Annotated in this window: 17 protein-coding genes and 1 pseudogene; 11 read left to right on the top strand and 7 right to left on the bottom strand. The window is 43.5% G+C overall.

Features of this window, described 5'->3' with window-relative positions:
* The first annotated feature begins 74 nt into the window (after window positions 1-74).
* The 4 genes from AC5RDS_RS04015 to AC5RDS_RS04000 are packed head-to-tail and all read left to right on the top strand — an operon-like array spanning window position 75 to window position 3,295.
* A complete protein-coding gene (locus AC5RDS_RS04015; protein ID WP_013611289.1) occupies window positions 75-650 on the top strand; it encodes a nitroreductase family protein in 576 nt (191 codons plus the stop codon).
* Window positions 647-1,216, top strand: a complete 570-nt coding sequence (locus AC5RDS_RS04010) for a fumarylacetoacetate hydrolase family protein (RefSeq protein ID WP_118113118.1) — start codon at window positions 647-649, stop codon at window positions 1,214-1,216. Before AC5RDS_RS04015 ends, AC5RDS_RS04010 begins: the two co-directional genes overlap by 4 nt.
* Before the next feature lie 12 nt (window positions 1,217-1,228).
* The gene (locus tag AC5RDS_RS04005) at window positions 1,229-2,530 is read left to right on the top strand and encodes an alpha-L-fucosidase (protein WP_013611287.1); all 1,302 of its coding nucleotides are present in this window, start codon (window positions 1,229-1,231) and stop codon (window positions 2,528-2,530) included.
* Between the two features lie 15 nt (window positions 2,531-2,545).
* The gene (locus AC5RDS_RS04000) at window positions 2,546-3,295 is read left to right on the top strand and encodes a copper homeostasis protein CutC (RefSeq protein WP_175315488.1); all 750 of its coding nucleotides are present in this window, start codon (window positions 2,546-2,548) and stop codon (window positions 3,293-3,295) included.
* An 88-nt stretch (window positions 3,296-3,383) separates the two neighbouring features.
* Here the strand turns inward: AC5RDS_RS04000 and AC5RDS_RS03995 are convergent, their stop codons facing one another.
* The 5 genes from AC5RDS_RS03995 to AC5RDS_RS03975 all read right to left on the bottom strand — a co-directional run bounded on the left by AC5RDS_RS03995 (window position 3,384) and on the right by AC5RDS_RS03975 (window position 12,436).
* Window positions 3,384-3,788: a hypothetical protein gene (locus tag AC5RDS_RS03995; protein WP_172721208.1), complete on the bottom strand. Its 405-nt coding sequence runs from the start codon at window positions 3,786-3,788 to the stop codon at window positions 3,384-3,386.
* A gap of 46 nt (window positions 3,789-3,834) precedes the next feature.
* Entirely contained in the window at window positions 3,835-6,471 is a 2,637-nt protein-coding gene (locus AC5RDS_RS03990; protein ID WP_172720346.1) for a transglutaminase-like domain-containing protein, read from the bottom strand.
* Between the two features lie 137 nt (window positions 6,472-6,608).
* Entirely contained in the window at window positions 6,609-8,294 is a 1,686-nt protein-coding gene (locus AC5RDS_RS03985; RefSeq protein ID WP_172720345.1) for an AMP-binding protein, read from the bottom strand.
* 424 nt (window positions 8,295-8,718) lie between these two features.
* A complete protein-coding gene (locus AC5RDS_RS03980) occupies window positions 8,719-10,179 on the bottom strand; it encodes an aminoacyl-histidine dipeptidase (protein WP_013611282.1) in 1,461 nt (486 codons plus the stop codon).
* Between the two features lie 58 nt (window positions 10,180-10,237).
* Window positions 10,238-12,436: a S9 family peptidase gene (locus AC5RDS_RS03975; protein ID WP_013611281.1), complete on the bottom strand. Its 2,199-nt coding sequence runs from the start codon at window positions 12,434-12,436 to the stop codon at window positions 10,238-10,240.
* Window positions 12,437-12,622: 186 nt separating this feature from the next.
* Here AC5RDS_RS03975 and tgt point away from each other — a divergent pair, with 186 nt between their 5' ends.
* The 7 genes from tgt to AC5RDS_RS03940 all read left to right on the top strand — a co-directional run bounded on the left by tgt (window position 12,623) and on the right by AC5RDS_RS03940 (window position 21,478).
* Window positions 12,623-13,756, top strand: a complete 1,134-nt coding sequence (tgt, locus tag AC5RDS_RS03970) for a tRNA guanosine(34) transglycosylase Tgt (protein WP_013611280.1) — start codon at window positions 12,623-12,625, stop codon at window positions 13,754-13,756.
* Window positions 13,757-14,836: an LptF/LptG family permease gene (locus AC5RDS_RS03965; protein WP_022159316.1), complete on the top strand. Its 1,080-nt coding sequence runs from the start codon at window positions 13,757-13,759 to the stop codon at window positions 14,834-14,836.
* 76 nt (window positions 14,837-14,912) lie between these two features.
* A complete protein-coding gene (locus tag AC5RDS_RS03960; RefSeq protein WP_013611278.1) occupies window positions 14,913-16,136 on the top strand; it encodes a pseudouridine synthase in 1,224 nt (407 codons plus the stop codon).
* A complete protein-coding gene (locus tag AC5RDS_RS03955; protein WP_013611277.1) occupies window positions 16,088-16,711 on the top strand; it encodes a UpxY family transcription antiterminator in 624 nt (207 codons plus the stop codon). Before AC5RDS_RS03960 ends, AC5RDS_RS03955 begins: the two co-directional genes overlap by 49 nt.
* A gap of 17 nt (window positions 16,712-16,728) precedes the next feature.
* A complete protein-coding gene (locus tag AC5RDS_RS03950) occupies window positions 16,729-19,146 on the top strand; it encodes an SLBB domain-containing protein (protein ID WP_494222216.1) in 2,418 nt (805 codons plus the stop codon).
* Window positions 19,146-20,291, top strand: a complete 1,146-nt coding sequence (locus AC5RDS_RS03945) for a Wzz/FepE/Etk N-terminal domain-containing protein (protein WP_022159319.1) — start codon at window positions 19,146-19,148, stop codon at window positions 20,289-20,291. The genes AC5RDS_RS03950 and AC5RDS_RS03945 overlap by 1 nt, the downstream gene beginning before the upstream one ends.
* Before the next feature lie 152 nt (window positions 20,292-20,443).
* Window positions 20,444-21,478: a Wzz/FepE/Etk N-terminal domain-containing protein gene (locus tag AC5RDS_RS03940; protein WP_195305982.1), complete on the top strand. Its 1,035-nt coding sequence runs from the start codon at window positions 20,444-20,446 to the stop codon at window positions 21,476-21,478.
* Window positions 21,479-21,939: 461 nt separating this feature from the next.
* Here AC5RDS_RS03940 and AC5RDS_RS03935 read toward each other — a convergent pair whose 3' ends face one another.
* Window positions 21,940-22,077 (bottom strand): hypothetical protein, encoded by a 138-nt coding sequence (locus AC5RDS_RS03935; protein WP_013611273.1) that lies wholly within the window; start codon window positions 22,075-22,077, stop codon window positions 21,940-21,942.
* Window positions 22,078-22,152: 75 nt separating this feature from the next.
* Window positions 22,153-22,515 (bottom strand): annotated as a pseudogene (locus AC5RDS_RS03930) (nucleoside-diphosphate sugar epimerase); the annotation flags it as partial.

Raw genomic sequence — 22,515 nt, 5'->3', positions numbered from 1 at the left:
TACTGGTATCGGCAAATTTACAATTTATAATGATTAAAACAGCGAAAATAGGATAAACCTGAAAGTAAACAGATATGTTGAAAGATTTATTATTGAGAAATCGTAGCTATCGGCGGTTTGAGCAAGAGGTACGGATTTCAGAGGAAGAATTGACAGAATTGGTCGGTTTGACTTGTTTGTGTGCTTCCGCCCGGAATGCACAAGCCTTGAAATATGTAATTGTTCATGAGGAGGAAAAGTGTGCGGAGGTTTTTCCACAGCTGGCTTGGGCGGGATATCTGAAAGATTGGGACGGACCTGAAGAAGGAGAACGTCCGGCTGCTTACCTGATCCAGTTGTTAGATACCCGGATTGTTGAAAATTGTTTGTGCGATGACGGCATTCAGGCCCAGACGATTTTATTGGGAGCGGTAGAAAAGGGGTGGGGAGGCTGTATAATCAAGGCTTTCCGGAATGAAGATTTACGTCGTCTGTTTCACTTACCCGAAGAGCTGAAAATCAACTACGTGATTGCTTTGGGAAAACCGAAAGAAAAGGTGGTGCTGGAACAAATGAAAGGGGAGGATTATCGGTATTGGAGGGATGCTGAAGGTGGCCATCACGTACCTAAACGGGAAGCCGGTAGTTTGATTTATAAGATTGAAGTATGAAAATACTGTGTGCGGAATATAACGACGCCGGAGAGGTGGCTGTCGTACCGGTGGGGGATGATGTGCTGTTGAGGAATAACGGGGATTTTTATATACCGGATTATACACAACAAGTGAGCGGTGTGCCTCAGTTGGTTGTCAGAATTTGTAAGTTGGGAAAAAGTGTGGGAGAACGGTTTGCCGGCCGTTATTTTGAAGAGATCGGAGTCGGAGTCCGGTTTTATGCCGATTCGCTGGAGGAACAGCTGATTGCAAAAAAATTACCCGGGATCATGGCAGCCTCTTTTGACAGCTCTTGTGCTATCAGTGCTTTGATGGGTATAGAGGAAGCCAGGGAGGCAAACTATGAAATGAAGGTCAACGGTGAAGCCGTTACTTCCGGGAATAGACAGCATTTACCGGTGGGTATTGAAAAATTGATTGCTTTTGCGTCTGAGTTTCATACATTGAAAATCGGTGATTATCTGTTTTGCGGACACCCCTTCCGTTTCCGGGGGCTCAGACCGGGCGATAAAGTGCAAATGACATTGGATGGAAAGACGATGCTGGATTTTAGAATTAAATAAATAACCATAATTATGAAAAAAAGATTTGTTGTATTAGGATTACTTCTGCTCTGTTTGGGTGGAAAGGCTCAGGATGCTTATGTACCGTCTCCTGAAAATCTGGAAGCCCGGAAAGAATTTCAGGATAGTAAATTCGGTATTTTTTTACATTGGGGGTTGTATAGTATGTTGGCTCAGGGAGAATGGGTGATGACGAACCAGAACCTGGACCACATGGAATACCGCAAGTTGGCTTCTGCTTTTTATCCTTCCCGTTTCGATGCGGCTGAATGGGTGGCTGCAATAAAAGCGGCCGGAGCGAAATATATTTGTTTTACTACCCGGCATCATGAGGGGTTTTCTATGTTCGATTCCCGGTTTACGGATTATAACATCGTCAAGGCGACACCTTTCGGCAGGGATGTTTTGAAGGAATTGGCAGAAGAATGTCATAAACAAGGGATAAAATTGCATCTTTATTATTCTCATCTGGATTGGGACCGGGACGATTATTATCCGTTGGGGCGGACCGGACGTGGTACGGGACGTACGACCCATGGAGAATGGAAAACGTATTATCAGTTTATGAACGATCAGATTACTGAGTTGCTGACCAATTACGGACCGATCGGTGCCATCTGGTTCGACGGTTGGTGGGATCATGATCAGGATCCCGGATTCGATTGGCAGTTGCCTGAACAATATGCCATGATCCATCGGTTACAACCGGCTTGTCTGATCGGTAATAACCATCATCAGGTACCTTTTGCCGGTGAAGATATTCAGATTTTTGAACGGGATTTGCCCGGAGAGAATAATGCCGGATTGTCCGGACAGGACATCAGCCGTTTGCCGTTAGAGACTTGCGAGACGATGAATGGCATGTGGGGGTATAAAATTGTAGACCAGAATTATAAATCGGTGAAAACCTTGATCCATTATCTGGTGAAAGCTGCCGGTAGAAATGCAAACCTCCTGATGAATATCGGACCGCAGCCTAACGGGGAATTGCCTGCTGCTGCACTCGAAAGACTGAAAGCAATCGGAGAGTGGACGAAGCAATATGGAGAGACGATTTATGGAACACGGGGGGGAGATATCAGTCCCAGAGATTGGGGGGTAACGACCCGCAAAGGAGATAAGCTGTATGTACATATTCTGAATTTGCCTGATAAAGGATTGTTTTTGCCTTTGACGACGGGGAAAGTGAAAAGTGCTGTCGTATTTAAAGACCGGAAACCGGTGAAGTTTTCACAAGATAAGAATGGGGTAGTTTTGGAGTTGGCTGAAGTGCCTGCCGAGCTGGATTACGTGATCGAATTGACCATAAAATAATAGACAGATAGTTGTATGCGACGTCAGGATTTTAAAATAGAGGTTTGTACTAATTCTGTGGAGAGTGTGAGAGCTGCTCTTGCAGGTGGGGCGGATCGGATAGAGCTTTGTGCCGGAATGCCGGAGGGAGGAACGACTCCTTCGTATGGTGAGATTTGTTTAGTAAGAGAGTTAATGCCTGCAGGGATGCATGTGATCGTACGTCCACGAGGGGGTGATTTCCTATACCGGGAGGATGAACTTGAAGTGATGTACAGGGATATAGAAATGGCACGAAAACTGGGGGTCGATGGAGTCGTTTTCGGTTGTTTGACCCGTGAAGGAGAAGTGGACGAAGGCGTTATGAGAAAATTAATGGCTGCTTGCGGAGAAATGTCGGTGACTTTTCACCGGGCTTTCGATATGTGCCGTGATCCTTTTCAGGCTTTGCAGACGATCGAAAAGCTCGGGTGTGCACGAATTCTGACTTCCGGACAAAGTAATTCTGCTGAAACCGGAGTGCCTTTGCTGAAAGAATTGGTGGCCCGGGCCCGGAACGTAATTATTATGCCCGGGTGTGGGGTCAATGCGGCTAATGTGCGGAAGATTGCCGAAAGCACCGGTGCCTTCGAATTCCATCTTTCTGCCCGTATCCGCCTCGGGAGCGATATGGTTTATCGCAATCCGGCTGTTTCAATGGGAGGTACGGTGCAAGTGGATGAGTACGGACGTGAGGTAAGTAGTAGCGAGAAGGTGGAGGAAGTGATCCGGAGGCTGGTGTACTGACGACTTGAAGGCCTGAGATAATGTAGGTTTGTTCTGTTACTTATTCGTCTGCGGTGTTCGTGTTCGGAGACCCGGTCGCTTCTGTCGGTCATCTGGCTTTTTCTTTCACTGACCGGCGGAACTCGCTTCGCTCAGACACCACCGGTCGGTCGTTCAGAAAAAGCAAGACGACACTCGCCAAAGCTCCAATGGTCCCCGAACACGAACACCGCAGACTCCCGTTATCACTGCATGGAAAGCTAATCTTGATTTGGAAAACAGGAACACTATGAAACAGAGGTTTTCTGATTTCTTTTTCTTCTCCTTCCTTTGAACTGTAGTACAAACAGAAGATGCAGGGATTTGTGGCGGAAGACCATTGGAGCAGGAACGAGGATCCGGTTAGGTTTTCCGAACGTCCGACCGGTGGTGTCTGACGAGCTTGCGAGGAGTTCCCCCGGTCAGTGAAGGAAAGCCTTACCGGATCGTTCCAGGCGAACCGGTCTGACGGCATAAAACCTGGAATCGAATAGAAAGAAAAATATAAACCTGTGTTTTAACTATAATTTATGTATCGTTTTCATCAATTGTTCTCCTAATCCGATCGTATAGCCTTGGGAGATAAAAACGATCCGGTTGAACGTATCGGCGATGACGAAAATCGGCAGATTGTCATGCGATAGTTTCATATTTTCCTGAATCATTTTTTGTATCGTCTGATTTTGGTCTACTCCTAAAGTAATAGTACCGGGGAGATTCGGAAATTCTGTGGGATGAAAACTTTTTAACTGTTTTTCATCCGGGAAAAGCAATACCATGCCTCGTCCCCATGTCTCGAAATCCTGTTTTAAAGCCGCTATATCCCGTAAGGCGTGGTTCGTCGGTTCCTGACCGGCCCCTAGTATACCGATAATGAAATATCCGCGTCCGGTGGTTTGCAGGATACTCTGAGGGGCAGAGCTATTTGCCGGAAGGAAGAAAGCTTCCGAATTCAAACTGCCGATCACTTTCACTTCGTCCGGATTTTCCCGCATGATGAGTTCGGTTGTGGTCGTTTTTCCTTCTTCGATATTGAAAAATGTCGTATTACTCAGTACACCGCCGCTGGCTAACCGGGTACCGGTAACCAGCATATAGTATCCGGTGTCCAGGGACATCGGGTGCTTTAAGAGGTTCTCCCAATTACTACTGTTGTCTTCGGGAAAAGTCAATAGTTGAAATGTTCCGTTATGATATTTCGAAAGGGTGAAATGAGAATAATATAAGGGATTGGTGAGTGCTTTTACAGGCTTGTAAGTGGCAACCAATTTCCCTTGTGGAATATTTGCTTCGGTTGTGGCAGTGAAATCGACGTCCTGCCATTTACCGTCGGTTCCGGCATATTGGGTTTTACCGGTTACTTCGTCGATACGTGAGGCTATACCCAGACTCCTCAAAACTGCTACATAAAAAATAGCTCTGGAATGTTGGTCGGCAATCCGGGAATTCCAGACTCCTTGAGGCATCATCGGAATATGCTGCGGATTCAGTTCGTCCTGGATTGAAATATTTTTAATACACCATTGGGTCCAGAAGGAGGGGTTCTCCTTGATTTTTTCGGCTAACCCGGGAGATATCGCTTTTTGAAAAAAGTCTTTATAGGCTGTAAGCATTTCATTGGCTATTCGTGGATTCAGGATATACGCGTCGAATAAGGGATTTTCAGATACCGGCGTGTGTTGCAGGTGGTCTTTGAGTACGGCTTCGGGAGTATCACGCAGGTCTTTGTCAGAAATCACTTGCAATAATTGCAACGCCTGAACTCGCTGAGCTTTCGGTGTATGGCGCAGGAAACCGAGTATCTGGTCGTGGTTACCCCGGCTGGCAATAAGAAGTTTCGTCAAAGGGGCTGAAGGTAAACCTAATTCACCGGCGATGTCGTCAGCTTGTCCGGCATTTATAAAAGTGGCTGTATAGGCATTGCGGATCGAATCTTCCATTGCCATCCGGCGGGTGTTCTCTGCCCGTTGTTCCGGGGTAACGGTAACCGGGTTGACATGCTCGGCCGGAGGTACGATGTCGAGTGCTAGGGTACTTACCTCTCCGGCTTGTTTATCCAGGATGATGGTGATTGCAGCATCTTTTGCAAAAGAGAGTTTGCCGTATCCGAATCGTTCGCCGTCGGTGGCCCAGACCAGCATATCTCCTTTTCCGGCTGATAAAGAGGCTTTGCCTTGGTCATTTGTCGTTTTAGATGCTACGGTGTAAAACTCTGCGTAATTATATAGTTTAAAATCGACTTGTGCATTTTTTACCGGTTGGTTGTCCGGCGTTGTGACGGTAACTGTTGCCTGTGTCGTCGGGGCATAATTGCCGATAACATTGATTTCGGTATAACCGGAGGTTCGGCTCATGACTTCTTCCGGGCCGTTGTAGCGACCGAATACTTTGGTGTGCATCAGCATCCCCCGGCTCGCCGGTGCATTGAACCAGCCTAAATCCAATACCGGTTCCGGTTCGCAAGCTCCCAGAAAATGCCATTGTCCGTCTACCCAGGCTTCTACCCAGGCATGGTTATCGTCGGTATGCGCCCAGCGGGGAGTATAAACCTGACGTGCCGGGATTCCTACAGAACGGAGAGCGGCAACCAGAAAGGTCGATTCTTCACCACAACGTCCATAAGCGGTTTTAACCGATGCTAAGGGCGAACTGGTGCGGGAATCAGAAGGAGTATAGATCACTTTCTCGTGACACCAGTGGTTGACTTCGAGTATCGCATCGTAAAGTGAAAGATTTTTTACCCGCTCTTTCAATTCCTCGTAAAATACTTTCCGCGATTCGTCCAGGTTTTCGTTATTGACCCGCACCGGTAAAACAAAGTGGCGGAATTCCCGTTCAGGAACCCGGTTACCCCAAGGCATTTCCTGTCTGGTTTTCAATGCATATCTGACATTCATCAGATAATAATCCCCGCTATAGTCGGTGATATCTCCGATGGGCATGTAGGCATAGAGAAACATCAGGGCTTCACGTTCTTCGGTAGTCAATGAGGTTGTAAATATCCGGAACAGGTCCCCGTGGGGGAGGGCTTTTTGTTTGTCTTCGAAATCACGGGTCACTGTTGCCAATTCCGATTGATCCGAAAATAAATGCCGCTCTTTACAAGATAAGGTAAGCAATAGAAAAAAAACTAATGCCAGTTTGAATGTAAGATTCATAGATCGTTTTTTAGGTTAAGTTTGTATTTAGCCGAATGAATAATAATCCCCCAAATTAATCAAAAGGAAACGGTGACAATACAGTCTTAAACCGTTTTAACTGCTGTCACCGTTATTACTGTTTTAACCGTAAACCCTTACTTGATATTGATGTTATTGTAGAGGAAACGTTTAATCTTATGTGTCGGTGTTTTTTCAAAGGGTTCATGCTGTACCAGCACTAATTGAAGCTTGGAAAAATTGTTTACCCTTGAATTTACATATTCGAATAATTCTTTTTTCTGCTCTTCTATATAGTCATTGATAGCGGTTTTGTAATTTCCGGCCTGGCTTTTTATTTTTTGGACTTGTTTTTCCAGTTCTTCCATATTGAAATGTACCATAGCCACTAATTTCCCTTTGGATTCTACAACCAGCGATTCATTGACAAAACGGAAATTATTGATGATCGATTCGATTTCTTCGGGATAGATGTTTTCACCGGAAGAACCTAATATCATGGTTTTGATTCGTCCGCGGATCGAAAGCCGCCCTTTGCGGTCGAAAGAACCCAAATCTCCGGTCTTAAACCAGCCGTCTTCGCTGAATACTTCCTGAGTTAATTCCGGTTTTTTATAATAGCCTTTCATAACATGGGGACCTTTGATCCAGATCTCTCCCTGGCCGGTCTTATCCGGTTCGTTGATTTTGATTTGCACCCCTTCCATGGCAGGACCTACGCCCTGTAAGAAAGTTCCCCGGGGAGCAGAACCTGCAGACATCGGAGAAGTCTCTGTCAAACCATAACCGATGGCATAAGGGAATTTAGCCTCTCTGAGAAAACGTTCTACTACAGGATCTATTTTCGAACCACCGATACCGAAGAAAACGATTTTTCCTCCGAAAGTCTGCATCAGTTTTTTTCCGGCCAGCCGATTGAATAATTTCCGGGTAGGTCCGAAATGATATAAGGTCTTCATCAAGGCAGACGAAGTAAATTTAGGCAATACCTGGGTTTTATATATTTTTTCGATGATCAAAGGTACGGATAACATAACCGTAGGCCTTATCTTCTGCATGGCAGGTACCAATAATTTAGGTGTCGGTACACGGTCCAGATAATAAATCTGAGCTCCGAACATCACCGGTAGTAACAGGCCCAGGGTATTTTCGTAGGTATGGGCCAAAGGTAAAATGCTGAGAAAACGGTCTTGGATACTTACAGGTTGGATCGTAGCACATTGCCGCGCATTCCAGACCAGATTACGGTGAGTTAATTCCACCCCTTTGGAAAAACCTGTAGTTCCTGACGTATAGATGATCGAAGCCGTATCTTCTTCTTCTACTTGTATTGCAGGAAGGGGAGTCAGGTTATCCAGACCGATATTGTTCTCCAGTTTGTCGATCGCTTCTACCGGATAGTCTTCCGGAATCCGGGCGAAAGTATTCATCAGAATCTTTTGTTCCAGATAACTCGTCTTTATATCGGCGACTAATTTATAAAGCAATTTAGATACAAAGATGATTTTAGATTCCGAATGTTCTAAAATATTTTGTATTTCTATACTGCTGAAACCCGGAAGAACCGGTACTGCAATAGCGCCGATCCGGGCAATAGCAAATTGAGTAATACCCCAATTCGGCATGTTAGCACTTAAAATTGCTATTTTATCACCTTTTCGAATGCCGGATGAAAGAAGATAATTAGCTATCGAAGTTACTTCGTTATAGAAGTCCTGGTAAGTTCGTTTGCCACTTTGAACAAAGTTCAAAGATAAATTGTTCTTGAATTTGGAACAGCTGTTAGAAAGGAGTTCCGGTAAAGTCAATTTCTTTAAGAGCATTATATTTAATAGTTGCAATTTGCTCACAAAGTTACACAAAAATCTTGAATTCAATATTGAAAAATGCTAATAATTCTAAGAGAATAAAACGTAAATTGTTAAAAATGAAAAACTTTATTTGAAGAAATCCTGTCGGAGGAGTCTGGTAGGAACGTACGTTGTCCGCTTGGTTTGTAGAATGCTTTAGCGTTTCGGGTCGTCGTAGTTTTACCGTGATAAACTATTCTTATACACCAGGATATAAGATTGTATAATCGGAAATAATTTGTAATCCGGGTATATCTATCTGTAATTTGTATACCAGAGTTGTAAAATGGATGCGGTATTTTATATCATAAGTTTATAAAGTCGGTAACTTATGCGGGCGTAAAAAAGCGCCTGCAGGGGGGACACATAAAAAAAAGAGTCCCGGAGGACTCTTTTTTTATTTAGCAGGAATGTTTTTCAAAGTAGCTTTGAGGTATTCCCAGAATTTTCCGACCGAGGCGATGTTTACCCGTTCGTCCGGAGAGTGAGGAGAGCAAATGGTCGGACCGAAAGAGATCATATCCCAATGGGTATATTTAGAACCCAGAATACCACATTCGAGTCCGGCATGAACAGCCATAACAGCAGGTTTCTTACCGTATAATTGTTCATAAATCTCCTGCATTTCTTTTAAAATAGCAGAATCCGGATTGGGTTTCCAGCCTGGATAATCGCCGTCGAACATGATTTTATCTGCTTTGGCTAATTCGAATACTGCCTGAATGGTTTGTGCCAAGGCTTCTTTGGCTGTTTCTACCGAAGAACGAAGCAAGGTGTTGATGATAATTTTTCCTTGTTCTGATCTTACAATGGCCAGGTTATTTGAAGTCTCTACCGTATCGGGCATCGAATCGATCATCCGGACAGCTCCGTTCGGGCAAGCCAGAATGGAATTGGTCAGACGGAACTGGGTACATTCGTCTATTACGGAGGCCGGTAGCTCACAAGCTTCGGCGGTTACTTGCAGGGTAGGCTCCTTAGCACTTAATTCGGCTTTATAAATTCCTTCAGCTTCTTTAATAGCTGCCTGTAATTTTGTTTCGTTGGCAGCCGGAATGACGACGAGGGCAAAAGATTCACGCGGAATAGCATTCCGAAGTGTACCTCCGCTGACAGAAGCTATGCGAATACCTAATTCTGCTGCATAAGTTTTCAAAAAACGGAATAACAATTTATTCGAGTTACCTCTTCCCAGGTTGATGTCCATCCCGGAATGGCCTCCTTTCAAACCTTTGATCCCCAAACGGAAAGCTTTGACTTGTGCTGGTACAGCTTCTTCCTTGTAATTAAATTCGATCGTAGAATCAAGACCACCGGCACAACCTACATAAAGTTCTCCTTCCGTTTCTGAGTCGAGATTTAACAAGATGTCGCCTTTTAATACACCCGGTTTTAAACCGTTAGCACCGTCCATACCGGTTTCTTCGGTAGCTGTGATCAGCACTTCCAGTGGACCGTGAGGAATGTCGGTCGCCGTAAGCATAGCCATACCGGCAGCAACTCCCATGCCGTTGTCAGCCCCCAGAGTGGTGCCTTTTGCCCGTACCCATTCTCCGTCGACATAAGCTTGGATCGGATCTTTTTCGAAATCATGGTCCGTATCTTCATTTTTTTGAGGTACCATATCCAGGTGGCCCTGAAGAATCACTCCCTTGCGGTTTTCCATACCCGGAGTGGCCGGTTTTCTCATAATAATATTCCCCACCTCGTCTATCTCTGCCTCGATATTGTTCTCTTTTGCCCATTCGAGCATAAATTTACGGGCTTGTTCTTCGTGGTTGGAAGGACGGGGGACTTGAGTCAATTTGTAAAAATTCTGCCAGATAGCAGTCGGTTTTAAGTCTTTGATTGAGTTCATATTTAAATTTTTAGGTTGATTTTTTCTTTATTGATTAGCGGTTTCGTCTGATCGGCGCTTATCTTTTCATGTGTTCATTCAAATATTTCACAAACCGATTGTACAACTGCAAGGTTGTATTGCCTCCGAAGATACTGTGGTTGCGGTTGGTGTAAATGGCCATGTCGAACTGTTTGTTGGCTTGTACCAGACGTTCGGCCAGTTCATAGGTATTCTGTACGTGTACGTTATCATCGGCAGTACCATGACAAATCAACAGGTTGCCTTTTAATTTATCGGCCCAGTTCAAGGGGGCATTATCTTCATAACCCCGTTCGTTTTCTGCCGGTGTACGCATATAGCGTTCGGTATAGATCGAATCGTAATATTTGTAATGAGTGACAGGAGCTACTGCAATCGCTGTCGTGAAAATGTCATTTCCTTTCATGATACAGAGCGAAGACATAAACCCTCCGTAACTCCATCCCCAAATACCGATATTTTTAACGTCTACATCAGGTTGTGTGGCCAGCCATTTGGCAGCTGCGATCATATCGTCGCTTTCCAGTTTACCGAGTTGCATGTACGTACATTTCCGGAACTCTTCTCCACGAGCTGCCGTACCACGCGGGTCGATACAGGCAACGATATACCCTTCCTGGGCCAGATAATTCAACCAACTCAGACTCCAGTTGTTTTTTACTTGTTGTGAATTAGGACCGCTGTATTGGGTGATCAGCAGCGGATATTTTTTGCCGGTTTCCTGATTTACCGGTTTCATGATCCACGCATTGAGCATCGTTTTACCGTCTGCTGCCGGAATTTGAATGAATTCAGGTTTTGCCAGATTATATGCTTTCACCGCCTCTTTCACCGCTTTATTATCTTCAAGCACTCTGACCTGTTTGCCTTTAGCATTATAAAGAGCGGTGACCGGAGGAGTATCCGTATTCGAAACAACGTTGATATAATAATTGAAGTTCTTACTGAAACTAGCTTCATTCCAGCCTTTTACCGGGGTCAGTTTCTTTTTTAATCCCTTTTCGTTAATGCTATAAATGTATTTTTCAAGTGGAGATTCTTCGTAGGAAGAATAGTAGAAGAGTTTGCGAACAGGATCATAACCGTAGAAATCGATGATATCGAAATTTCCTTTGGTAATCGCTTGTCTTTCCCGTCCGTTGAGATCGTAAAGATAGAGGTGCATATAGCCGCTTTTCTCGCTTGTAATGACAAACTGTGTACCGTTATCCAGAAAGACCAGATTGTCCAGATTGCTTTCGTCGATATAATATTTGTTTTCTTCCCGGTAAAGAGGAACAATCGTTCCGACTTTGGCATTGGCTAAGAGGACTTCCATTTTATTCTGGTGACGGTTCAGGCGAATGATAGCCAGTTTTTTAGGGTCCTGGGTCCAGCGTATCCGCGGAAGATAGATGTCGTCTTCTTCTCCTGTGTCCATCTTGGTCGTTGTCCGGTCCGAAACATCGTAAACATAAACGGATACTTTGGAATTTTTCTCTCCGGCTTTCGGATATTTGTAAACATAATTCGAGGGATACAGTTCGTTTTGTTTTAAAGCAGGACTTTGTCCTTCGAACATATTCATTTGAAATTCGCGTACATCCGATTCGTCGAATTTGATGTAAGCGATGGCCGATCCGTCGGGGGCCCATTCAAAAGCGCGGTTGAATGCGAATTCCTCTTCGTAAACCCAGTCCGGTGCGCCGTTGATGATGTGATTGTATTGTCCGTCTCTGGTGATCTGACGTTCTGAACCGAAACGGATATCATGGATAAACAGGTTGTTATCTCTCACGAAAGCAACTTGCAAACCGGTGGGAGAAAAAGTCGCCAACCGTTGGCTGCCACCTTCCGACAAAGGTTTGATTTCTTTATTTTTGAAATCGAAAAGATAATAATCGGCAGTGAACGAACGGCGGTAAATCGGTTTCTTATTGGTACAAATCAGTATCCGGCTTTCATCTGCATTGAAGGTATAATCGTCGATCCGGCTGACAGGAGAATCCTCCAGTGTTTTCAAATCCAGTAAAGTAGCGACAGGCAGACCCGTTTTATAGCTGTATTTGACTATACGTGTGCCATTGTTCTCTAAAACTGTATAATGTTCGCCGTCATTCATGGAACGTAATCCGTAAACTCCTTTGGTACGGAAAGTCCCGTCGACAAAAAAATCCTCCAGGGTTAATTGTTTTTGTGCAGATAACTGGCTGCAAAAGATAAACATAAGTAAAAAGATTCCGAAAAAATTTCTCATATCGTTCTGTAATTTTTATTTTTTTAGTTTGCAGTCCCAAAGGTTTGAAAAAAATCTTTGTTTTGCAAATGTTTGCAGAATTATCCTGAACTAAAAGTGTCTGAATACTTTTTACCTTTTAACCTTTTACCTTTAACCTGAAATTATTACCTTTGCGCACTAAAATACATAGCTCGGAATAATAATATGCAATATACTCTTTTAGCGAAAGATAAGAACAGTGAAGCCCGGTGTGGTGTTTTGACCACAGCACACGGGGAGATTCATACCCCTGTCTTTATGCCGGTGGGAACGGTGGGATCTGTGAAAGCAGTGCATATGAGAGAACTGAAAGAGGATATCCGGGCTGAGATTATTCTGGGGAATACCTACCATCTTTATTTACGACCGGGAACCGAAATTCTGCAGGCAGCCGGAGGATTGCACCGTTTTAATGGCTGGGACCGGCCGATATTGACCGATAGTGGCGGATTTCAGGTGTTTTCACTGACCGGTACCGGACGGAAGATTACAGAGGAAGGAGTGACTTTCCGATCACACATAGATGGTTCTAAACATCTTTTTACGCCGGAAAATGTCATGGATATCCAGCGTCAAATCGGCGCCGATATCGTGATGGCTTTTGACGAATGTCCGCCGGGAACCAGTGATTATAATTATGCCAGGCATTCACTCGGGCTGACTCAGAGGTGGCTGGAACGGTGTGTCGCGCGTTTTGACGAAACTGCACCGCTATACGGTTACGAGCAAAATTTATTTCCGATCGTTCAGGGATGTACTTACCGGGATTTGAGAGAGAAAGCCGCAGAACATGCCGTATCCCTGAACAGAGCCGGCTATGCGATCGGTGGTCTGGCTGTCGGAGAACCTGCTGAAGAAATGTATGCCATGATCGAGGTCGTCAATCGTATATTGCCTCAGGATAAACCACGTTATCTGATGGGAGTCGGGACGCCTGAAAATATACTCGAAGGTATACAAAGGGGAGTAGATATGTTCGATTGCGTGATGCCTACCCGTAATGGACGTAATGGTATGATTTTTACAACCGAAGGGACGATCAATATTAAAAATCAAAAATGGGAGCGGGATTTTTCTTCTATAGATCCTGCTGCATTGAGTTATGTCGATACCGATTATTCGAAGGCTTATTTGCGGCATTTGATTAAATCCGACGAGATATTAGGGTTGCAAATTTGTTCCATCCATAATCTCTCTTTTTATTTGTGGTTGGTGAGAGAAGCCCGGAAACATATTCAGGAAGGAGATTTCGTAGCATGGAAGACAAAGCTGCTTCCGAAAATAACCAGAAGACTTTAGATGAAAAAACTTGATTTATATATTATACGCAAATTCCTGGGGACCTTTTTCTTTTCACTGGTCCTGATTCTGTGTATCGTCGTCGTTTTCGATCTTTCCGAAAAACTGGAAAAATTTTTGGAAAACGAAGCTCCGGTAAAAGCGATTGTGTTCGATTATTATAAGAATTTTATTCCCTATTTTGCGAACGTGTTCTCTTCGCTGTTTACTTTCATCTCAGTAATCTTTTTTACTTCGAAGATGGCCTATGACAGTGAGATTATCGCTATTTTGAGTACCGGGATCAGTTTCAGGCGTTTTTTATTCCCCTATCTGATGTCGGCTACCGTTATTGCTATTTTGTCATTTTTGCTGGGAGCTTTTATTATCCCCAATGCCAATGAGAAACGGATTGAATTCGAAAAGCAATATATGGGTAAAAGATATGCCAATAAGGAACAGAATATACATCGTCAGATAGCTCCGGGTACTTATATCTATATGTCGTCTTATTCGGTGGCTTCGAATGTGGGATATGATTTCTCCATCGAAAATTTCAGGGGGGATACCTTGATCAATAAGCTGACCTCTTCGCGGATTACCTGGGATAAGGAAAATAAAAAATGGGTGATCCATAACTGGAAACTCCGGGAAATAGAGGGAGATAAAGAAACGTATACGACGGGACAGAAACTGGATACTGTCATGGCTTTCCAACCTTCTGAATTTTCAGAGAATCCGAAGAAAATCCGGGAACAATTGACTTTTCCGGAACTGGATCGTTATATCGACCGGATGAAAATGCGGGGGAGTTCGAATGTGATCGAGTTTCAGATTGAAAAATATAAAATGATTGCCAATGCATTCGCTACTTTTATATTGACTTTCATCGGTGTCAGTATCTCGTCACGTAAAATCAGGGGCGGAATGGGACTACATCTTGGAATAGGCTTGCTGATCAGCTTTTCTTATATCTTATTTATGCAATTTTCAACAGTTTTTGCAACAAATGGAAATATGAATCCGTTATTAGCAGTGTGGTTGCCTAATATTTTGTTTGCCATTATCGGAGTGTTTGTGTATAGGACGGCGCCCAAATAGTTTGAATGAAATACCTGAGTGAGAGAGACGTGTAAACGAGAAAAAAATTAAAATCAATGAATTAATATTATTTAGGATGGAAAGAGATTATAATAAAAATCGGCGTTCTTTTCGTTCCGAACGGTCTGAAAACCGTAGAGGATATGGAGCAGAGCAAGGAGAAAGACATACGGCCGGATCTGTGGGGAACCGTAACACTGCCAGAAGGTTTGAAAGGACTTCTGAACGGGACAACGGAGAAAGAAGAGAACGGAATTTTAACCGGGAGAAAGATACTTACAGAGAACGTCCGGCTAAATTCAGTAACCGCCGGGATTACCGTCCTAGTACAGAGGCAACCGACCGGCAGGACCGGACCGAACGTTCGGAACGGAAGGTATTGGTGAAACGTGATTCTCATACGGATAATCCACGCAGACCACGTATTTTCCGGCCAAGAGGTGAGGAGACCACCGGGAACAATCATTCGAATTATAATCGTCCTTTCGACCGCGATCGGAAAAAGATTTCCGGGAGAGAGAAAGAAGGACTGAGACAGAAACACTATAGTAAAAAGAAATTGTTGGCTCATCGGCTGAAAAATGAAGATGAGAACGCCGAATTGCGTCTGAATCGCTACATTTCAATGGGAGGCGTATGTTCTCGTAGGGATGCGGATGAATTGATCGTTGCCGGACGGGTGAAGGTAAACGGAGAGGTAGTTCAGACCGTCGGTTTGAAAGTACGGAAGAAAGACAAGGTGGAGGTGGACGACGTTCAGATTTTCCCCGAAAAGAAAGTATATCTCGTTTTAAATAAACCGAAAGATTATGTGACAACCGTCGAGGATCCGTTGGAACGTAAGACGGTTATGGCCTTGGTCGAAGGTGCTTGTAAAGAAAGAATCTATCCGGTAGGGCGTCTGGACCGGCAGACGACAGGAGTGTTGTTGTTTACGAATGACGGCGATCTGGCTAAGAAATTGACCCATCCGAAATACGATCACAAAAAGATATATCATGTTTTTCTGGATCGTGTATTGACTGAAGAAGATTTTCAGGCTATAGCGAATGGAGTCCAGCTGGAAGACGGATTTATCAAAGCGGACGAGATCAGTTATACCTCTCCGGATTGTACTGAAGTGGGGATAGAGATTCATTCCGGAAAAAATCGTATCGTCAGACGTATATTTGAACATTTCGGTTACCAGATCATAAAACTCGACCGGGTATATTTTGCCGGTATTACGAAAAAAAATCTGCCGCGGGGAACATGGCGTTTCCTTACTCCGAAGGAAGTGACTATGCTGAAAGTTTATTAAGTGCTAAGCTATTGTTTATGGAGAGTGTTTTTTCCTGGTATGCTGTGTATACAGCAGCCAGGGCTGAAAAAAAAGTGAAAGAACGACTCGATCAGATTGGTATTGAAAATTATCTTCCGTTAAGGACTGAATACAGGGTGTGGAGTGACCGGAAAAAAAAAGTATCGGTACCTTTGATTTCCGGATATATTTTTGTACATATAAAAGAAGAAACCTTTGTTCCTGTGCTGACAACTCCGGGGGTGGTTACTTTCCTGAAAGAAAAGGGAAAAGCGGTAGCTATTCCGGCTGAACAGATCGAACGCTTACGTTTTGTCGAAAATCAGGCCGACGAACCGCTGGAAATTTCTTACGAGGATATTCCTGCAGGTACTTTAGTAGAAGTTGTTCGGGGTAAATTAGCTGGATTTCAAGGAGAAATGGTGCAGATCCGGGATAAATACCGGATTGTTTTACGTTTGGAAAAATTAGGGTGTGCTTTGATTACGGTAGCGGCCAGTTGTGTTGAAAAAGTGAAAAATTATTCTAAGAAGGGGTATGTTTGGGGCTTTTTGTTTATTTTTGTGACTCATTGAAATAACATAGAATAAAAATGAATAATAAAATAAAGGTGAAGAAGTTATTCTTACTCATATTGTTCGTGCAATTTATAGCTGTTACATTTGCTCAGATGTCGGACGACCAGGTTGTTGCTATGGTTAAAGAGGCTCAGAATCAGGGAAAAACTCAACAACAAATCATTATGATGCTGGGACAAAAAGGAGTTACCCAGGAACAATTGATTCGTATAAAAAATAACTATACCGGTAAAAAAAGTACGGCCGGAGAACAAACGGGGAACGGAATGAGCCGGTTGAGGCAAGAAAATCCTCCTGCAGTCAATATATTGGATTCTTTGAATCTGGAGGAAGATAAAGAGCTTCTTTTCTCAAAAGATTCATTGCCTGAAATAAGGATTTTCGGACGGAATATTTTTAATAACAAACAATTGACTTTCGAACCTAACCTCAATATAGCTACGCCGGAAAATTATGTGCTTGGTCCCGGAGATGAGATTATTGTGGATATTTGGGGGGGATCGGTAAAGACTATTCGGCAGTATATTGCACCGGATGGAAATATCACGATCGAAGAGATCGGACCGGTTTATCTGAATGGCTTGAAGATAGAAGAAGCTTATCAACGGGTAAAGAATGCGTTGTCTCAGGTATATGCTTCATTAAATAGTGATGAGCCGGATACTTTTATAAAAGTGTCCTTAGGAAACGTGCGGAGTATTCGGGTGAATGTGATGGGGGAAGTGGCGATGCCGGGTACCTATACCTTACCTTCTTTGGCTACTTTGTTTCATGCTTTATATAATGCCGGAGGAGTCGGTGAGATCGGTTCCATGCGGAATATTACGGTAAATCGCAAAGGAAAAGTTGTCGCCGATGTAGATGTATACGATTATCTTTTAAAAGGGAGAAGCGATCTGGACATCAGCCTGAATGACGGGGATGTGGTGCTCGTTGCACCTTATGCTAATTTGGTTTCCCTGACAGGAAAGGTAAAGCGTCCGATGATCTATGAAATGAAAGATACGGAGACAGTCGGCGATTTGTTGGAGTATGCCGGAGGTTTTAAGGGAGATGCTTATAAAAATGCTATTCGGGTAATTCGAAAAAGTGGACGGGAATATCAGGTATATAATGTCGAAGAAGGAGAGTTTAAAAGTTTTCCTTTGGTAGATGGGGATTTTATTTCTGTAGATCCGATGTTGAATCGTTTTGAAAATCGGGTTCAGATTCGGGGAGCTGTGTACCGGCCCGGATTATACGATTTAGGAAAAGTAACTACAGTGAAGGAATTGATTGAAAAAGCAGAGGGAATTACTGAAGATGCCTTTGTTAACCGGGCTGTATTATTCCGCCAGAAACCCGATTTAACTCAGGAAGTGGTTGCTCTCAATGTAACCGGAATATTGAGTGGTTCGGCTGCCAATCTGCCTTTGCAAAAAAACGATGAATTGTATATTCCTTCGATATTCGATTTGCAGGAAGAATATACGTTGTCTGTAAAAGGGGCTGTAAGGGTACCGGGAGTATACAAATATGCCGATAATGCCACAATTGAAGACCTGATCATTCAGGCCGGCGGTTTATTGGAATCCGCTTCGACAGTGAAAGTCGATGTAGCTCGCCGGATTAAAAATCCGAAGAGCTTGACCGGAGCGACTAAATTGGCTGAAAACTTTACTTTTACTTTAAAGGATGGATTGATTGTGGATGGTAAACCGGACTTTACTTTGGAACCCTATGATGAAGTATTTGTCCGTAATTCTCCGGGATATCAGGTACAGCAAAATGTAACAGTTACCGGCGAGGTATTGTTTGAAGGAAATTATGTCTTATCCCAGAAAGGGGAACGGCTTTCGGATTTGGTGAAAAGAGCAGGTGGATTGATGCCGGAGGCATATGCAAAAGGGGCCCGTTTGCTCAGACAGATGACACCGGATGAAAAGGCTCGGGTGGAATCTGTATTGAAACTTTCCAAACAAACGGATAAAGATTCGATCGCCATTAACCGTCTGGATATCGGTAATACCTATTATGTCGGTATCGAGCTGAAGAAAGCGATCGAAAATCCCGGGTCGGATTATGATGTCGTATTACGGGAAGGGGACCAGCTCGTTGTCCCTCAGTATACAGGAACGGTGAAGATCAGTGGGGCGGTGATGTATCCGAATACTGTCGTATACAAAAAGAATGCGAAGTTGAATTATTATATAGAACAGGGCGGAGGATTCGCTTCACGGGCGAAGAAACGCAGGGTGTTTATCGTGTATATGAACGGTACGGTGCAGAAATCCAAGACTTTCTCTAAGGCCAAGGCTGCTCCCGGTTGTGAAATCATTGTACCGGTAAAACCGCCTAGAAAAGGTGTCGGTTTGGCTGAAATCATGAGTATCGCTTCCTCTACCACGTCTATGGCTGCATTAGTTACATCAATTATTAATAGCACGAAGTAATGGCTACAAATTCGACGAGTAATCAACCGGTTCAACCGGAAAATGAAATAGACCTGATCGAGGTTGTAAAGAAATTATGGGCAAAGCGGAAATTCATTCTCAAGGTGACTGTCGTTTGTGCATGTCTCGGGGTATTGGTCGCTTTGTTCAGTGCTAAAGTTTTTACCGCTTCCTGTACGATTGTTCCTCAGACAGGTGAAAAAACGACTGGGGGAAGTTTAAGTGGCTTAGCTGCTATAGCAGGTATAAACATCGGATCTTTAGGTGCCGGAGATGTGTTGTCGCCGAAGATTTATCCTAAAATATTGGCTAGTGTACCTTTCCAAAAGGAAATTATGCAGACGGCGATCAAATTTGAGGAATACGATCAGCCGGTGAAATTGCTGGATTACTATACTGCCGATGAATATGCCCAATTTTCTTTAGGAGGAACAATACTGAAATATACGATCGGTTTGCCCGGAGTGATTATCGGGGCTATTCGTGGGGAAGAACCGGAACCTCAATATGGAGAAGGGGCTGTTGCTACTTTGGAATCCCTGTCTAAAGACGAGGCAGAATGTATCAAGACCTTGAAAGATAAGATCAATATGAACCTCAACGATAAAGACGGGTATATTACTTTGTCTGTCGATATGCCTGAACCTTTGGCTGCAGCTCAATTGGCTGCCAAAGTACAGGAATTATTGCAGCGTTATGTAACCGACTTTAAAATTCAGAAGGTGAAGGCGAATCTGGAGTTTGTGGAAGGTCGCTATGAAGAGGCTAAAAAAGAATATGAAAAGAAACAGGAAGAGCTGGCTATTTTTAACGATGCCAATCGTAATCTGGTTTCCAATGTAGCTAAAACTACCCAGGAGCGTTTGAATAACGAATATACGCTATTGTTCGGTGTATACAGTGAACTGGCCAAACAGCGCGAGCAAGCCAATATTCAGGTAAAAGAAACGACTCCGGTATTTACTGTTGTAGAACCGGTAACTATACCGACCGAACGTTCAAAACCCAAAAGAGGATTGATTTGTATCGCCTTTACTTTTTTAGGTGGTTTTATCGGTATCGGTTTGGTATTGACTTTACCTTTCCTGGCTCAGGTTTCCGGTTGTAAGCGTTTAAAGGGATGGTTGCCTGAAGAAAAAGAATAATTTCCCATAAAATTTTATAAAAAAAACTATCGAATGATAAATTTCGATGGCTTTTTTCTTTATTGTGCGGGAGGTCCGAATATTTTTATACTTTTGTGGTATCCTTTAAAGCGGGAAAACTTAAAGGATTGAACGACTAAGTAAATATAACGATGGAAAATGAAGAAATCGATTTAATCGAAGTCATGGCGAAGCTGTGGCATCGTAAAAAGACAATAATGTATATTGCCTTGTTTTTTCTGGTGGGTGGTCTGGTTTTAGCTTTCTTTTTACCAAGGAAATATACCGCTCAATGTACCTTAGGTTTGGAAATGGAAGACCGGACTACGCGAATCAGTGTAGAAGGAATGTCGCCTTTCCAGAGTATGCCGATGGGGGATATGCGGAATACGCGTATTGTTTCGCCGGCTATGTATCCGGATATTTTTTTCAGCGTACCTTTTCAGAAAGAGTTGATCTATTCTCCTTTATACATCGATGAGAGAGGAGATACGGTTACTTTCTATAACTATCTGGTGTCCGGTCCGGAACGTTTGGCTTTGGTAACCGATCCTTCACAGGTAGAACAGCTGACAGAAGAAGAAAGTAAATGTCTGGCTTATTTAAAAGATGCTTTTTCTGTAAAAGTAAATAACAAAGACGGTAATCTGAAAATTACTCTGGATCTGCCCGATCCGAAACTTTCAGCTTATCTGACGAATCGGGCACAGGCTATGCTGCAGACATACATTGCGCGGTTTCGTATCGCCAAAGCTCAGGCTGCTCTCGATTTTGTAGAGGAACGTTATACGGAGGTGAAAAACGAACTGGAGAAAAAGCAACAGGCTTTAGTACAATTCCGCGAAAAACATCCGGACCGGACATCCGTGCAATTAGAAACGGAAGAGAAAATACTGACCAACGATTACGAGTTGTTTTTCGGACTTTATTCCGATATTGTAAAGCAACGGGAGAAGGCGAAAATCCAGGTGAAAGAAGATATGCCGGTACTGACGGTAATCGAACCTGTCGTAGAACCGACCGTTCCTTCTAAACCACAGCGTGCATTGATTGTGTTGGCTTCTTTATTACTGGGATTATTCGTCGGTTGTGGTTTTGTGCTGGTTCAACCTATCTTTTCTCAGATCGTATCTTCAAAAAAGCAGGCGCATACCATCCCGATTAAACGAATGAAAAAAATCTCCTGAACTGTAGGTTTAGTTTTTTTCTTTCTGTTTCGGTTTTTATGCCGTCAGCACTACGGGCCAAAGGAAGGGGAAGAAAAATACTGATTTCTAAATTGATTCCTAAGGTAAGGAATCAGAAGACCTCTGTTTTATGGTGTTCCTGTTTTCCAGATCGAGGTTAGTTTGCCATGCAGTGATAACGGGAGTCGAAGGTGATCGTATTCGGGGACCATGGGAGCTCTGTCGAGTGTCGTCTTGCTTTTTCTGAATGCCCGACCGATGGTGTCTGACGGAAACGTAACGTAAAGTTTTTTGTGCAGTGAGGAGTTCCGCCGGTCAGTGAAAGAAAAAGCAAGATGACCGACAGAAGCGACCGGGGCACCGGACACGAACAACTACCGGAATAAGTCTACCATAAATTCCAATCCATCCACATATCCTTGTCATATCTCCAGCTGTCATGTACCGCATCCGACAGTATTTTATCCGAATACACGGGCAGTCTTTTGATGAATAATATAAAAACGCTTGATTTCTTGCATGTCGAGGTCATTCACATGAGAAATCTGCCCCCGGTAATCGGTAAAAATACCTCCTTCGATGAATTTAATGTCGGACATAGATGAATGTTTTAATCGTTAAGCAATTTCCAGATTTCTCTAAACAATTGCGGAGTAATTCCCATCAAGAAAAGATTACATCTTCTGATCCAAATTTTTCCCTTTCTCTATATGTTCAAAATTGGGGATAAATTCTTTCATTGTTCTGACAATATCTTCTTTTTCTGTTTTCTGGTCATTCAATACCGCCTGCAATCTTTCCAGGAAAGTATCCAGTTCTTCCATCCGGCGGGCCTCCAGGTCCTCAATCACCCCCAGCGATCCGAAGCGTTCCGGATTAATTTTTTCCCCCTTCACGTAAAATTCCTCAAACCCTTTTTCTCCTGTCGTATCCGAGGTGAAATAATACACCGGATATACTTTACTATCCACCGGCATCTCCGCGGCAAACCGCCGGGCTTCCTCCTCCGAGGCACACTGCTTCACCTCATATCCCAG

The organism is Odoribacter sp., from assembly GCF_985060555.1.
This window is presented reverse-complemented; position numbering and strand designations above follow the sequence as displayed.